This window comes from Pelagibacterium sp. 26DY04, from assembly GCF_031202305.1.
Lineage (GTDB): Bacteria > Pseudomonadota > Alphaproteobacteria > Rhizobiales > Devosiaceae > Pelagibacterium.
Genome location: NZ_CP101731.1, coordinates 1191454 through 1204898 on the forward strand (window position 1 = coordinate 1191454; position 13445 = coordinate 1204898).

Sequence of the window (13445 nt, forward strand, 5' to 3'; positions counted from 1 at the left end):
ATCTTGATATATTCTGGAGAGGTCTTATTTTGACGGATATGAAGCAAGACTCTCTCAGCCTGCCCGCGCGCATTTCCCGCGTTTTCGAAACATGGATCGATCCGTTCGGCCGCAAGGGTAACGTGCAGCCGCCCGACACGATCTGGGCATTTCTCTGGTACTATATCAGCCAGGCCAAGGCGCCTTACCTGGCGGTTCTTGCTTTCACGGGCCTCACTTCGCTGTTTGAGGCCCTGTTCTTTTTCTACATGGGCCGGCTTATCGACCTGCTCGAATCCAGCGATGCAGCCGGTGGATGGACCGGCTTTATTGCTGCGCATGGCACTGAACTGGCGGTGATGCTGGGCGTGGTCGTTGTCGGCCGTTTCATCGCGCCGGCGCTCCAGGCGCTCGTTGAAGAGCAAACCATCGGGCGCGGCTTCACCACCATGGTGCGCTGGCAGACCTATGCCTATGTCTCGCGTCAGTCGATCCGGTTCTTCAACGATGATTTCGCGGGCCGGCTGGTCACCAAGGTTTCCCAGGCCGCCCAGTCGCTCAACGATTTCGTCGCCAGCGTCATCCAGATCGGTTGGGCGCTGACGATCTTTGCCGGCACGACGATCTTCCTTTTCGCCCAGCTCGACTGGCGCATGGCCGCGCTGGTGGTCATCTGGATCGGCACGGTGTTGGCCATGGCGCGTTATTTCGTGCCGCGCATGCGCAACCGCGCTGCCGAAAACGCCGAGAATGCCTCGGTCCTCAATGGCCGGATCACCGACAGTTTCGCCAACATCCAGACGTTGCGCTTGTTCGGCAGCGCCGAGGATAACGACACCTACGTCAAGAAGGGCTTCGAGCGGTTCCTGGCTTCGGCGACCCGTCTGGCTCGGCTGGGGAGCGGGCTTCGTGCCGTCATGGGTCTTTTGAGCGCGGTTATGATTCTCGCTTTCGGTGCGCTTTCGATCCACCTCTGGACGACGAATGCCATAACCGTAGGCGCCATTGCCTTCACCCTCAGCCTCGTTCTGCGCCTCAACATGATGCAGATGCGCCTTATGGGGCAGCTCAACGGCATGATGCGCCATTTCGGTGTCGCCCAGAATGCGATGGAGACCATTGCCCAGCCGCTCGATCTCACCGATGCGCCCGATGCCAAGCCACTGCAGGTGACCGAAGCGGCGGTCAATTTCGACAACGTCAAATTCCATTATGGCCGCGAGAGCGGCATTATCGAAGGCGTCAACCTCTCCATTGCACCGGGCGAAAAGGTCGGGCTGGTCGGCCATTCGGGGGCCGGCAAGTCGACGCTCGTCAATCTCCTGCTGCGCTTCTACGATGTCGAGAGCGGCCGTATTCTGATCGACGGGCAGGATGTGTCCAAGGTCACCCAGGAATCCCTGCGCGCCAATATTGGCGTCGTCACCCAGGATACAGCGTTGCTGCACCGTTCGGTCCGGGCCAACATCATGTTCGGCAAGCCTGATGCCTCCGAAGAGGAGATGATCGCGGCCGCCAAGGGTGCCGAAGCCCATGAGTTCATCATGCAGCTCCAGGACCATCGCGGGCGATCCGGTTATGACGCCCAGGTCGGCGAGCGCGGGGTCAAGCTGTCGGGCGGGCAGCGCCAGCGTATCGCCATTGCGCGCGTGCTGCTCAAGGACGCGCCGATCCTGGTGCTCGACGAAGCCACATCGGCGCTCGACAGCGAAGTCGAAGCGGCGATCCAGAGCCAGCTCGATCGGCTCATGGAAGGCAAGACGGTGATCGCCATCGCTCACCGTCTTTCGACCATCGCCGCCATGGACCGCCTCGTGATCCTCGATCATGGAAGGATCGTAGAAGAGGGAACGCACGAGGAGTTGCTGGCGCGCGGCGGCCACTATGCGCGGCTCTGGGGGCGGCAATCCGGCGGCTTCCTCGATCTCGAAAATGCCGCCGAATAGCCAAGCTAAAGCCAGCGGCGGGTATGCGTCAGATAATGCGCATAGGTCGCGCCAAACTTGCGCATGAGATATGCCTCCTCGCGCGTAACGACCACGCGGTCGAGAACCAGCCACAGCACGGGTAGGGCAAAGAGCCCCCATTCGAGCGCAAAGATCAGCGTCAGCCCGGTGTAGGCCAGAAGGAACCCCACATACATCGGGTTGCGCGTAAAGCTGAATGGCCCGTGCGACACGATGGTCGTCGTGGGCTTGAACGGCTCCGCATGCGTTCCTGCTGCCTGCATCACGCGATAGGCCCAGAAATCCAGCCCCAAACCAAAGGCGACAAGAACAACGCCGGCCAAGGTATTTAACGACATGAACGCTGGCGCGGGAAGAATGGCGATGGGAAAGAGCCAATCGAGGATCACGGCCACGACGAGAAACAGCACCGGATAGGTCGGTGGCAGGTGCGGCAGCCCCGGATTGTCGCGTTCGGGCTCGGGCATGGTGTCCTCCTGCGCGTTTGCTTGCGCCGATTTCTCTTTTAGCGCGAGATGAGGGTAGAGTAGAAGGCTTTCGGATGGGCGTTCGCCGCTCACGACAATCAGCCCCAAGCACCAGGAGGAGAACGCCATGGCCGATGTCCACCCCAGGACTGCAATCGATTACAAGACCATCGACCTTGGCGGACGCTTCACGCTCACAGCGCCGGAACGCGGTTGGCGCGGGGACATCCACCTGCCTGGCGACGTGCACACCGCCTTGCTCGAAGCAGGCGAAATTCCCGATCCCTATTTCGGGCAGAATGAAGATGCGGTCGCTTGGGTGTACAAAACCCCGTGGACGGTCGAGCGCGCTTTTGATGTGCCCGCCGATATGGCCGACGGCTTTCTTACGCTGACGCTTTCCGAAGTCGATTGCCTTGCCACGGTGCTGCTCAATGGTGAGGCGATCGCCGAGACGCAGAACCAGTTCATCCGCTACGATATCGACGTCACCGGCAAGGTCCGGCCGGGCGAGAATACGCTTACCATAGCGTTTGCCGCCGTTCCCGAAGTGGCTCAGGCTCGCGCCGACGCGCACCCGTTTGCCATTCCCTATGCGGCCATGAACCAGAAGGTGGCCCACCTTAATTTCGTGCGCAAGGCAGCCTGCCACGCGGGCTGGGACTGGGGCATCTGTTTAATGCCCATCGGGGTCTATGGCCGGATGGAGCTGCGGCGTGTCCCTCTCGCTCGCACCGAGAGCGTGCAGGTCGATCAGCATCACGAGGACGGAGCGGTGACGCTGGAAATCAAAACCCGCGTCCATGCCTTCGGCGATGGTGAAATCACCCTCATCCATACCTTCGACGGGCAGGAAATCGGTGGCTCCGTTGCCGTCAAAAAGGGTGAGAACCTCTTTACTCACATGCTCGTCGTCCACGATCCGGAACTGTGGTGGCCGAGCGGGCAGGGGGATCAGCCGCTCTATGATCTGAGAACCGATGTCGACGGTGAGGTGACCGTCCGCAAGATCGGCCTGCGCAAGCTCGAATGGGTGGTCGAGCCCGACGCCATCGATCACAGCTTCAAATGCCGGATCAACGGCCGTGACATCACCATGATGGGCGCCAACTGGATTCCGGCAGATGCCATTCCCTCGCGCATCACGCCGGAAACGGTCCGAGATCTCCTCGAAAGCGCCAAGGCTGCGAATTACAATATGCTGCGTGTCTGGGGCGGAGGCCAGTACGAGCCGGATTGGTTCTACGATCTCTGCGACGAACTCGGCCTGCTGGTCTGGCAGGATTTCATGTTCTCCTGCATGCCGTACCCGTCCGACCGCGCTTTTTTGGCTGATGTTGCGACCGAGATCACCCAGCAGGTGCGTCGGCTTTCCCACCATGCCTCGATCGCCCTCTGGTGTGGCGACAACGAGGTGATCGGTTCGCTCAATTGGTATCCGGAAACCCGTGCCAATCGCGACCGCCACCTCGCCAACTACGACCGCATGTCCAAGCTCCTCTCCGACATCGTCGCAGACGAGGATCCGCAGCGGCGCTTTTGGCCCTCTTCGCCTTCGCTGGGTTATATGGATTTCGCCGATGGCTGGCATGTAGACACGCGCGGCGACATGCATTTCTGGGACGTCTGGCACTCGGCTAAGCCGTTCGAGCACTACCGCACCGTCCAGCCGCGTTTTGCGTCCGAATTCGGCTTTCAGTCCTTCACCTCGATGAATGTCATCGAGACCTTCACCGAGCCTGGAGACCGGAATCCCTCCTCGCCCGTGATGGAAACGCACCAGCGCAACGATGGCGGCAATGCGCGCATTCTCGAAACCATGTGCCGCTATTTCCGCTTCCCCAAGGGCTTTGAGGAGATGGTGTTCCTCTCCCAGGTCCAGCAGGGGCTTGCCATCAAGACGGCCATCGAGTTCTGGCGCTCCACGAAACCGCGCTGCATGGGTACGCTCTATTGGCAGATCAACGACATCTGGCCCGTGGCGAGCTGGTCCAGCCTCGACTATGGCGGGCAGTGGAAGCTGCTGCACTACCTCGCCAAACGCTTCTTCGCGCCGATCAACATTGTCGCCGTGCCCGAGGGCGGAGAGATCGTCATCAAGGGGATGAACGATGGGCCGGCAGCCACCGATATCATCCTCGACGTGTCGCTCGTTGGAATGGATGGCCAGGCCAACCCTCTGCATAGGCTCGACATTTCCCTGGGGCTTGAATCTGCATCCGAACTGGTTCGCGTGCCGCTCGAGGCCGTCGGTGAGGATCGTTTCGTTCTGCTCGAATGGCGGGACCGCGATGGAAATCTGATTGGGACCAACGATTTTTTTCCGCGCGCATACAAGTACTACAATCTGCCCGCCGCGCAGGTCAGCGCCGCTTGGCATAGCGACGACACTGGCCACCACCTGACCCTGCAATCGGACGCCTGTGCCTTCTTTGTCACGGCGCACTCCGATTGCGCGGGATATTTCTCGGACAACTGTGTGACGCTCTTGCCCGGGCGCGGCGTTACCCTTAGCTTCATCCCCCGTAAAGGCGCGGCACCAAGTCTGGACGATCTCCAAAACAGCTTGAGGATCAGCCATTTGGCGCAGACCTATTGACTGATTTATGGAGCACTGGGGATGAAGCGATCCCGCGTCAATGAGATCATCTCCCAGGCCGACGAGTTCATCCGGTCCTTCGGTTATATTCTGCCCCCCTTTGCCTATTGGACGCCGTCCGAGATGAAGGATCGCGCCGACGAAATCGGCAACATCGTCAGGGGCGGCCTAGGCTGGGACGTGACCGATTACGGCCAGGGCGATTTCGATGCCCTGGGGCTGTTCCTGTTCACCGTGCGCAATGGCGATGCGGCCGATCTCGGCAAGGGGCGCGGAATGCTCTACGCCGAAAAGATCATGATTTCGCGCCAGGATCAGATTTCCCCGATGCACCGGCATACCATCAAGGCCGAGGACATTATCAATCGCGGCGGCGCCACCTTGGCGCTGCAACTTTACAACGACGACGGCACCGGGACGGGTATCGACACCACCGGCGAGGTCACGGTTTTCACCGATGGCATCCGTCGCGTGCTGCCCGCCGGCGGCATTCTCGAGCTGTCGCCGGGGGAAAGCGTCACGCTGCTGCCGGGCAATTGGCACAAATTCTGGGGAGAGGGCGGCGACGTGCTGATCGGCGAGGTCTCGACGGTCAACGACGACCGCACCGACAACACGTTCCTCGATCCGATTGGCCGGTTCTCGGCAATCGAGGAGGACGTGGACCCCATCCACCTGCTCGTTTCCGACTATGAAAAATGGTTCGGCGCGGCGGGCCGCTCGGGCTACTGATTTTTTTCCTGACTAATTCGTGATCGCCATTGTCGGAACAAACTTGCCCCTCCCTTATTGCGTGTTCGCAATAAACTTTGAGGAGGTCAGTGTGTTTAAAACATCCCTTATCGCTTTGGCATGTGCGACCGCGTTGGTGACGCCCGCTCTTGCCCAGACCTATGAAACCGAACACGGAGCGGTAACGCTCGAGCCATTCGTGGAAGGCCTGGAATTCCCATGGGGACTGGTCTTTCTCCCCGACGAAAGCATGCTGGTGACCGAGCGGCCCGGCAATCTGCGTCACGTGACGGCGGACGGCGAAATCTCCGAGCCGATCGCTGGTGTTCCCGAGGTGGTTTACGAAGGACAAGGCGGGCTGCTAGACGTGGCCCTCGATCCCGAATTTGAAACCAACCGCTATGTCTATCTCAGCTTCGCCGAAGCCGGCCAGGAAGAGGGAACCAACTCGACCGCCGTGGCACGCGGCGTGTTGAGCGAAGACATGACGGAATTGACCGATGTCGAGGTCATCTTCTCCCAGCAACCCAAACTGCCCTCCACGCTTCATTTCGGTTCGCGCCTGACCTTTGATAATGACGGCTACCTCTTCATCACCACGGGCGAGCGCTCCGATGCCGAGTTCCGCGTCCAGGCGCAGGACCTCGATTCCCACCTCGGCAAGATGATCCGCATTCTGCCAGATGGCACGGTGCCCGAGGATAACCCGTTCGTGGATACCGAAGGCGCGCTGCCTGAAATCTGGAGCTACGGTCACCGCAACATGCAGGGCGCCGATCTGCACCCCGAAACCGGTCAGCTCTGGGTTGCCGAGCACGGTCCGCGTGGTGGCGACGAGCTCAACAAGGTTGTCGAGGGTGGCAATTTCGGCTGGCCGCTTTTGACCGAAGGCACCGAATATACCGGCGATCCCATCAATCCGCCGGAAGAGCTGCCCGAGGACCTGATTCCGGCCGAGCGCACCTGGGTGCCTTCGCCCGCTCCCTCCGGTCTTCTGTTCTATACCGGCGAGATGTTCCCCGAGTGGCAGGGCGATGCGTTCTTCGGTGCCCTGGCCGGTACCGATGTGATCCGCGTCGACCTCGACGGCGAAGAGGTTCTAGGCGACGAGTTCCTGTTCGGTGACGAATTTCCTCATCGCATCCGCGATGTCGTTCAGGGTCCAGATGACGCCATCTATCTGGTGACCGACGCGGAAGCCGGCGAAATTCTGCGGTTGAGCGCCGAATAAGCCTGCGCTAGAAAATCCGGGCATCGGGGGAACCGGTGCCCGGGTCATCATGTCCAGTACCCGGAGCGGGATCGAACTCGCACAGGGTGAGAGGCATCCTTGCTGGTCCCGCGCATGCAGGGACCTTTCATGTTCTTCAGAAAATCCGTTGCGGCAGCGCTCGTCGGCGTTTGCCTTGCTTTGCCCGTTTCGGCCCAGGACGTCACGCTGAGGCTGCACCACTTCCTGCCCATGACCGACAGCGTGCCCCGGGACGGACTGGTCCCATGGGCCGAAGCGGTCGAGGAGCAATCGGGCGGCAGGATCGCAATTGAGTTCTACCCATCCATGATGCTCGGCGGAGCGCCGGCCAATCTCTTCGATCAGGCGAGGGACGGGGTAGTGGACCTCGCCTGGACGGTTCTGGGGTACACGCCCGGACGTTTTCCGAAGTCCGAAGTGTTCGAGATGCCGTTTCTGGTGACCAATGCCGAGGATACCTCGCGGGCGTTCCAGCGCTTCGTTCAAGAACACGCCATGGACGAATTTGCGGGCGTCAAGCTCATTGCCGTCCACACGCATGGACCTGGGATTTTCCACTCGCGTGATCCCATCACCGCGCTGGAGGATATCGAGGGCATGAAGATCCGGGGAGGCTCGCGTGTCATCAGCGCCATGCTGGCCGATCTCGGGGCCGAGCCGATCGGCATGCCGGTACCTGAAGTGCCCGAGGCGCTCTTAAGGGGAACGATCGATGCGGCGACCATTCCCTGGCAGGTGACGCTGGCCCTGCGGACCAGCGAGATCGTCGGGCATCACACCGAGTTCGCGGGCGATCACGGGCTTTATACGCAAACCTTCGCCTTCGTGATGAACCGCGACGCCTATGACCGCCTGCCCGACGACCTGCGCGCGGTGATCGACGCCAATATGGGGATCGAATGGGCAGGGCGGTTCGGCGCCGCCAATGATGCCGATGATGTGGTGGCGCGGGCGGCTGCGGTGGCGGCGGGCAATACGATCGTGACGCTCGGCGCCGATGAGACCGAGCGTTGGCGCGCGGCGGCGCAGGTGACCATCGACAATTGGTTCGCAGAGACCGAAGCGGCCGGGATCGACGGGCGAGGCCTTTATGTGCGGGCCGTGGAACTGGTGGACGAGGAGAGCGGTTCGTAAATTCGGCAGTATCGCCCAGAGGGAGGGGGCGGGATAAATCGAGCGAAGCGTGGAAGGGTTCACTCGATCCCGGAATGACAACGGTTGAACTTGCCCGATCGGCTGTGCATTAAACCGGAAAGCCTGCCGCTCAATCAGTGAGACCACCCTGTGCCCAAACTTTCCGACAAGCCCCTCCTCGAGGTTCGGACAGCCAAGATTCGCGACATCCCGGCCATCATCAAGCTGACCGAGCGGGTCTATCCCGAGGAAGGACCCTACCTGGCCGGCACCATACGGGGACAAATCAACGCCTTTCCGGAGGGGCAGTTCGTGGCCGTCTATGACGGACAGATCGTAGGCTATGCGGCGACGCTGCAGCTCAGCGAGAAGCAGATTTTCCGCCAGCACACCTGGGAGAACATCACAGGGGCTGGCTATGCGAGCCTTCACAACGCCAAGGGCGAGTGGCTCTATGGCGTCGAAGTCTGCGTCGATCCCGGCCGGCAGCGCAACCGGATCGGGCGACGGCTGTACGAAGCCCGCCAGCGCCTGTGCGAGGAACTCTGGCTCAAGGGGATTGCCTTTGGCGGGCGGCTGCCGGGGTTCCGGCGCAACAAGAAGGACTATCCGCGCATCACGCAATATTTCCAGGCCGTCAAGGACCGCGAAGTGCGCGATCCGGTGGCGAGCTTCCAGATGAAGCTGGGGTTCGAGCCCGAAATGCTGCTGCGCCACTACCATCCCGACGACAAGGCCTCCGGTGGCCATGCGGCGCTGATGGTGTGGCGAAATCCGCGTTATGACGAAGAGGATGAACGGCGGCCGGCGCATCGGCGCAGCCGGGAGACGGTGCGCGTGACCACCGTGCAGCTTGAAGCGCGGCGGTTTGCCGATGCCGAGGCGTTTTTCGAGCATATGCAGTATTTCGTAGAGGTGGCGGCCGATTATGCGTCGGACTTCGTGGTGTTCCCGGAACTCTTCACCCTGATGCTGCTTTCGAGCGAACCGGAGAAGCCGCCGCACGAGGCGATCCTGCGGCTGACCGAATATACGCCACAATTCATCGAGCGCATGCAGCAGATGGCGCTCAAGTGGAACATCAACATCATCGGTGGTTCTCATCCGACGATCACCGAGGATGAGGACATCCAGAACGTCTGCTACGTCTTCCTGCGCGATGGGACGATCCACGCGCAGGAGAAGATGCATCCCACCCCCGACGAGCGGGACTATTGGGGCATCGTGGGCGGCGATACGGTGGATGTGATCGACACCGATTGCGGGCCCATCGGGGTGATGATCTGCTATGATAGCGAGTTTCCCGAAGTGGCGCGGCGGTTGGCCGATCAGGGCGCGCGGATCATGTTCGTGCCGTACTGCACGGACACGCGGCAGGGGCATTTGCGGGTGAAATACTGCTGCCAGGCGCGAACCATCGAAAACCAGTGCTACGTGGTGACCTCGGGCATCACCGGCAATCTGGCCAATGTCGACAACCTCGATATCAACTATGCCCATTCGGCGATCTATACCCCCTCCGACATGCCGTTCGCCCGCGACGGCATCGCGGCGGAAGCGAGCGAGAATGTCGAGATGGTGGTAGTGGGTGACCTCAATGTCTCGACACTGCAATGGGCGCGGGCGCAGGGAGCCGTGCGCAATTTGCGCGATCGCCGCTTCGACCTTTATCGCATCCGCTGGAAGGATGGCGGATAAGTTTCCGCTTATAAAGGGCGTGCGCAAGCTCCGCACGCGGCGCCCGCTGCGGTTGTGAACTTTGATTGGTCGTGTTCCCGAACCGGAAAACCGGTTCCCACTTTTCCTGGGAACACTCCCGATAGACGGCCTGGGGCGATGAACGCCTCGTGCTGTATTTGTTAGTATGAAGCGATCATCGCCCCTTGCGTCCGGGATTTTGGGCTTATGGCGGCGTCTCGGGCTGGGGGTTGTTGGGAAGCCACCGTTGCCGATGGTTTCCCGCTGCCCCTCCGGGTTTCCCCGGTTCGACGTGGGAGTGATTGGATTGGTGGTCCGCTCACACCTTTTATCCACATCCGGCCATCTGTCCGCTTTGGGCCTTCCCCACGGCGACCCCTGAGGAACCCGAACCGATCCCGCCCAAACGTTCGTAGCGCTTGCGTCCATATGCGCGGGGTCGTGAGGGGGAGTATGGGGGAAGTGCAGAGGGCGGGGATAAGTTTTTGGCGCGGGTGCCTATGGAAGCTCAGCGCCCCCCTCATCCCCTGCCATTCGAGCCCCCGCCTTCGCGAGGGGCAGGCTCCGCTCTCATGGCCTTCTCACCTCCAATCGTGCCACCGGCACGATTGGCTAAAGGACGGTTCGAAGTCTCCCGCCAGGGGAGAAGGGGCTCTTGGGGGAACGTTGCGGCTGAGGCTCAGGCGCTGAGTGTACTGGATCCCGGCTCAAGGCCGGGATGACGGTTGGGGGTGGTGTGACGGTGGGGATAAGCAGTCGGGCTGCTGAAAACCTCGGTGGTGAGCCTGGAAGGCCGGAGATTGGGCAGCGTCCTACCCTCACCCCCAGCGTGTCACCCCGGGCTTGACCCGGGGCAAGGTATGCGCGCCGTTCTCGGCTCTTGCGATGACGCAACCTCAGCGCACCCCTCATCCGTCTCGCTCTTTGGGCGATCCACCTTCTCCTTCAAGGGGAGAGGGCGATTGGGGAAGCATTGCCGCGAGAATCTCTTCGCTCGTTGACTCTAGGCTCCCCGTCGTAAAGGCGGGGAATGCGGGAGAAAGATCCGGGAGCGGCGCGGATACCTTGCCCCGAGGCGACACGGTGGGAGTGGAGGAGGCGGGTGGAAGCTTGAAACGTTTTTCAGGCACTCCACCTCCAGTTCGTCACCGTCGGCTTGATCCGACGATCCGCAGCCTGCCCAGTGGTGTGAGAGGCGGGCAGGTCTCTAAGCCGTGTGAAGGTCTTCTGCCTAGGTCGGCGGCGGGTGCCGGATTTGCTCCCGGCAACCGTCAGAGGCTCACTCCACGTTGAACATCCATTTGACGCCCCAGCGGTCGCGCAGCATGCCGAAGCGTTTGGCCCAGAAGGTTGGCTCGAGCTCCATTTCGACCTCACCACCTTCCTTGAGCGCGGCGAACATGCGGTCGGCGTCCTCGGGCGTGTCGGGGTGGACCGAGATGTAGGTGCCCGAAAATGAATTGGCGGTCGCCATGGGGGCGTCCGAACCCATGAGAACCGTGTCGCCGATCGTAAGACTGCCATGCATGATCTGGTTCTGCATCTCGGGCGGCACGTGTTCGGATGCGGGCGTGTCCTTGTGCGCCATCAGTTCGAGTTCGCCGCCAAAGACCGTCTGGTAGAAGGTGAACGCCTCGCGGCAATCGCCGGCAAAGTTGAGATAGGGGTTGATTTTCAAGCTGGCCTCCTCCGCGCCAAAAGATTTGTAGTATCAAAGACTAAGCGTAAAATCCGGATTCAGGCCATGATACACCTGAATCCGACTATCAACCAATTGAATCTGGTTGTGAACCAGAGAGAGAGGCCTAGGTTTGTTGCCCTGAAGGCGGTCCGCCAAGCTTGTCGAGATGGGCGCGGATGTGCACCGCCTCGGCAGTGGTGTTGGCATGGGCGATGGCGACATCGAATGCGGTGCGGGCCTCTTCGATGCGGCCGAGTTCCTTGAGCAATCCTCCGCGTAGCCCGTGGAAGTAGAAATAGCCGCCCAACGCATCGGCAAGCGGTTCGATGAGGTCGAGTGCGGCTTGCGGGCCGGCGAGCTTGGAGACGGCGACGGCACGGTTGAGAGTCACCACCGGGGAAGGCTGGATGAGCTCGAGCGTGCGGTAGAGCAACTCGATCTCTTCCCAATCGGTGTCTTCCGGCTTTTCCGCATGGGCATGCAGGGCGGCGATGGCTGCCTGGATCTGGAAAACGCCCGGAGTGCGATGGCGCATGGCCTTGTCGATGAGCGCCAGACCCTCGTCGATCATGCGCCGGTCCCAGAGGGTGCGGTCCTGATCGTCGAGCAGGATGATGTTGCCGTCCGCATCGAAGCGGGCCGCGTCGCGCGATTGCTGAATGAGCATCAGCGCCAAAAGCCCCATCAATTCGGGCCCGGTGGGGAACAGGCCCAGCAGCAGGCGGCCGAGACGAATGGCTTCGGTGGCGAAGGTGTTGCGGGTTTCGGCGCGCTCGCCGGCCGAGGTGTAGCCCTCGTTGAAAACCAGATAGATCATGGCCGCGACGGCGCCCACGCGCTCGGCCCGGTCGGCGGCGTCGGGGGTCTCAAAGCTGGCTCCGGACTTGGCGATGCGGGCCTTGGCGCGGGTGATGCGCTGCTCCATCGCCGCTTCGGAGACGAGGAAGGCGCGGGCAATCTGCTTGACCGATAGGCCGGAAACGATGCGCAGGGCCAGACCGATCTGCTGGGTGGCCGGCAGGTCCGGATGACAGCAGACGAACAGGAGCCGCAGGATATCGTCGCGATAATGGGATTCGTCGATCCGGTCGGCGATGTCGGTCTCGGCGTCCGAGGTATCGGAGATGCGCTCCTCGTCGGGCAGTTCGGTGAACCGTGCGCGGCGACGGACGCTATCGATGCCGGTGTTGCGTCCGACAAGGATGAGCCAGGCGGCGGGATCGCGCGGCGGCCCGTTGCGGGGCCAGGATTTGAGCGCGCGCAGGCAAGCCTCCTGGAACGCTTCCTCGGCCATGTCGAGGTCGCGAAAGTACCTGTAGAGCGCGGCGACCGCCTTGGGGCGGGCGCCGGCCAGGGTAAGACCAATCCAGTCGGCTTCCTTGTCGTTCACTTTGCTGCTGCTCCGGGATAAAACTCGCGGACCGGGCGGATCTCATAGGACCCCATGCCCGGATTGGCCTCGGCGAGATCGCGCACAACCTGCACGACCTCTTCGAGGCTCTCCGCGTCGATGACGTAAAAACCGAGGAACTGTTCCTTGGTTTCGGCGAAAGGCCCGTCCAGAACCATGGGTTCGCCCGCCGTCTTGCGCAGCGTGGTCGCGGCCGTGGTGGGCATCAAGCGGGCCACCGGTCCCATCTTGCCTGCTTCCACGAGCGGTTTCTGAACGGCAACGAGGTCGGCCATGACCTTGTCGTCATATTCTTTCGACCAGCCGCCCACGGCAGCTTCGTCGTTGTAGCAAAGGATCGCATAGAGCATGGCCTATCTCCCTGTAAGCCGAGGACGGACCCGGATGCCGCTTGCCGACAGTCCGGGCGAATTTTTTTGCATGAGCGGTGGGAGACTGCCCCGAGAGCGCGCCAAACGCGAGTCGTTTTGCAACCGCCCACACCGTTCGGGCATTGGAGGGATGTGGACGGCATTGTGGGAGAGT

The 13445-nt window shown here is 61.5% G+C and carries 10 protein-coding genes; 6 read left to right on the forward strand and 4 right to left on the reverse strand.

Annotation, left to right across the window (positions count from 1 at the left end; translation table 11 throughout):
- Positions 1 to 38 precede the first annotated feature (38 nt).
- Positions 39 to 1925, forward strand: coding sequence for an ABC transporter ATP-binding protein (locus NO932_RS05650; RefSeq protein WP_309210122.1), 1887 nt, complete (start codon positions 39 to 41; stop codon positions 1923 to 1925).
- Between the two features lie 5 nt (positions 1926 to 1930).
- On the opposite strand, the gene NO932_RS05655 is transcribed toward NO932_RS05650, so the two are convergent.
- Complete coding sequence (locus NO932_RS05655; RefSeq protein ID WP_309210123.1) at positions 1931 to 2413, reverse strand: isoprenylcysteine carboxylmethyltransferase family protein; 483 nt, start codon at positions 2411 to 2413, stop codon at positions 1931 to 1933.
- Positions 2414 to 2540: 127 nt separating this feature from the next.
- On the opposite strand from NO932_RS05655, the gene NO932_RS05660 reads away from it, so the two are divergent.
- From NO932_RS05660 to NO932_RS05680, 5 genes are all read left to right on the forward strand, one after another.
- The gene (locus tag NO932_RS05660; protein ID WP_309210124.1) at positions 2541 to 5012 is read left to right on the forward strand and encodes a glycoside hydrolase family 2 protein; all 2472 of its coding nucleotides are present in this window, start codon (positions 2541 to 2543) and stop codon (positions 5010 to 5012) included.
- A 21-nt stretch (positions 5013 to 5033) separates the two neighbouring features.
- On the forward strand, positions 5034 to 5744 hold the full coding sequence (locus NO932_RS05665; protein WP_309210125.1) for a D-lyxose/D-mannose family sugar isomerase: 711 nt from the start codon (positions 5034 to 5036) through the stop codon (positions 5742 to 5744).
- Positions 5745 to 5835: 91 nt separating this feature from the next.
- On the forward strand, positions 5836 to 6975 hold the full coding sequence (locus NO932_RS05670; RefSeq protein ID WP_309210126.1) for a PQQ-dependent sugar dehydrogenase: 1140 nt from the start codon (positions 5836 to 5838) through the stop codon (positions 6973 to 6975).
- A 129-nt stretch (positions 6976 to 7104) separates the two neighbouring features.
- Positions 7105 to 8130, forward strand: coding sequence for a TRAP transporter substrate-binding protein (locus NO932_RS05675; RefSeq protein WP_309210127.1), 1026 nt, complete (start codon positions 7105 to 7107; stop codon positions 8128 to 8130).
- Positions 8131 to 8280: 150 nt separating this feature from the next.
- Entirely contained in the window at positions 8281 to 9828 is a 1548-nt protein-coding gene (locus NO932_RS05680; protein WP_309162042.1) for a carbon-nitrogen hydrolase family protein, read from the forward strand.
- 1279 nt (positions 9829 to 11107) lie between these two features.
- Here NO932_RS05680 and NO932_RS05685 read toward each other — a convergent pair.
- The 3 genes from NO932_RS05685 to NO932_RS05695 all read right to left on the reverse strand — a co-directional run bounded on the left by NO932_RS05685 (position 11108) and on the right by NO932_RS05695 (position 13270).
- Complete coding sequence (locus NO932_RS05685; protein ID WP_309210128.1) at positions 11108 to 11506, reverse strand: VOC family protein; 399 nt, start codon at positions 11504 to 11506, stop codon at positions 11108 to 11110.
- Between the two features lie 127 nt (positions 11507 to 11633).
- Positions 11634 to 12899: an RNA polymerase sigma factor gene (locus tag NO932_RS05690; protein WP_309210129.1), complete on the reverse strand. Its 1266-nt coding sequence runs from the start codon at positions 12897 to 12899 to the stop codon at positions 11634 to 11636.
- Positions 12896 to 13270 (reverse strand): YciI family protein, encoded by a 375-nt coding sequence (locus NO932_RS05695; RefSeq protein ID WP_309162037.1) that lies wholly within the window; start codon positions 13268 to 13270, stop codon positions 12896 to 12898. Before NO932_RS05695 ends, NO932_RS05690 begins: the two co-directional genes overlap by 4 nt.
- Positions 13271 to 13445: the final 175 nt, after the last annotated feature.

Bases quoted from the DNA above. Each gene is read 5' to 3' on its own strand.
- NO932_RS05650 (WP_309210122.1), top strand. From the start codon at position 39: ATGAAGCAAGACTCTCTCAGCCTGCCCGCGCGCATTTCCCGCGTTTTC.
- NO932_RS05655 (WP_309210123.1), bottom strand. From the start codon at position 2,413: ATGCCCGAGCCCGAACGCGACAATCCGGGGCTGCCGCACCTGCCACCG.
- NO932_RS05660 (WP_309210124.1), top strand. From the start codon at position 2,541: ATGGCCGATGTCCACCCCAGGACTGCAATCGATTACAAGACCATCGAC.
- NO932_RS05665 (WP_309210125.1), top strand. From the start codon at position 5,034: ATGAAGCGATCCCGCGTCAATGAGATCATCTCCCAGGCCGACGAGTTC.
- NO932_RS05675 (WP_309210127.1), top strand. From the start codon at position 7,105: ATGTTCTTCAGAAAATCCGTTGCGGCAGCGCTCGTCGGCGTTTGCCTT.
- NO932_RS05695 (WP_309162037.1), bottom strand. From the start codon at position 13,270: ATGCTCTATGCGATCCTTTGCTACAACGACGAAGCTGCCGTGGGCGGC.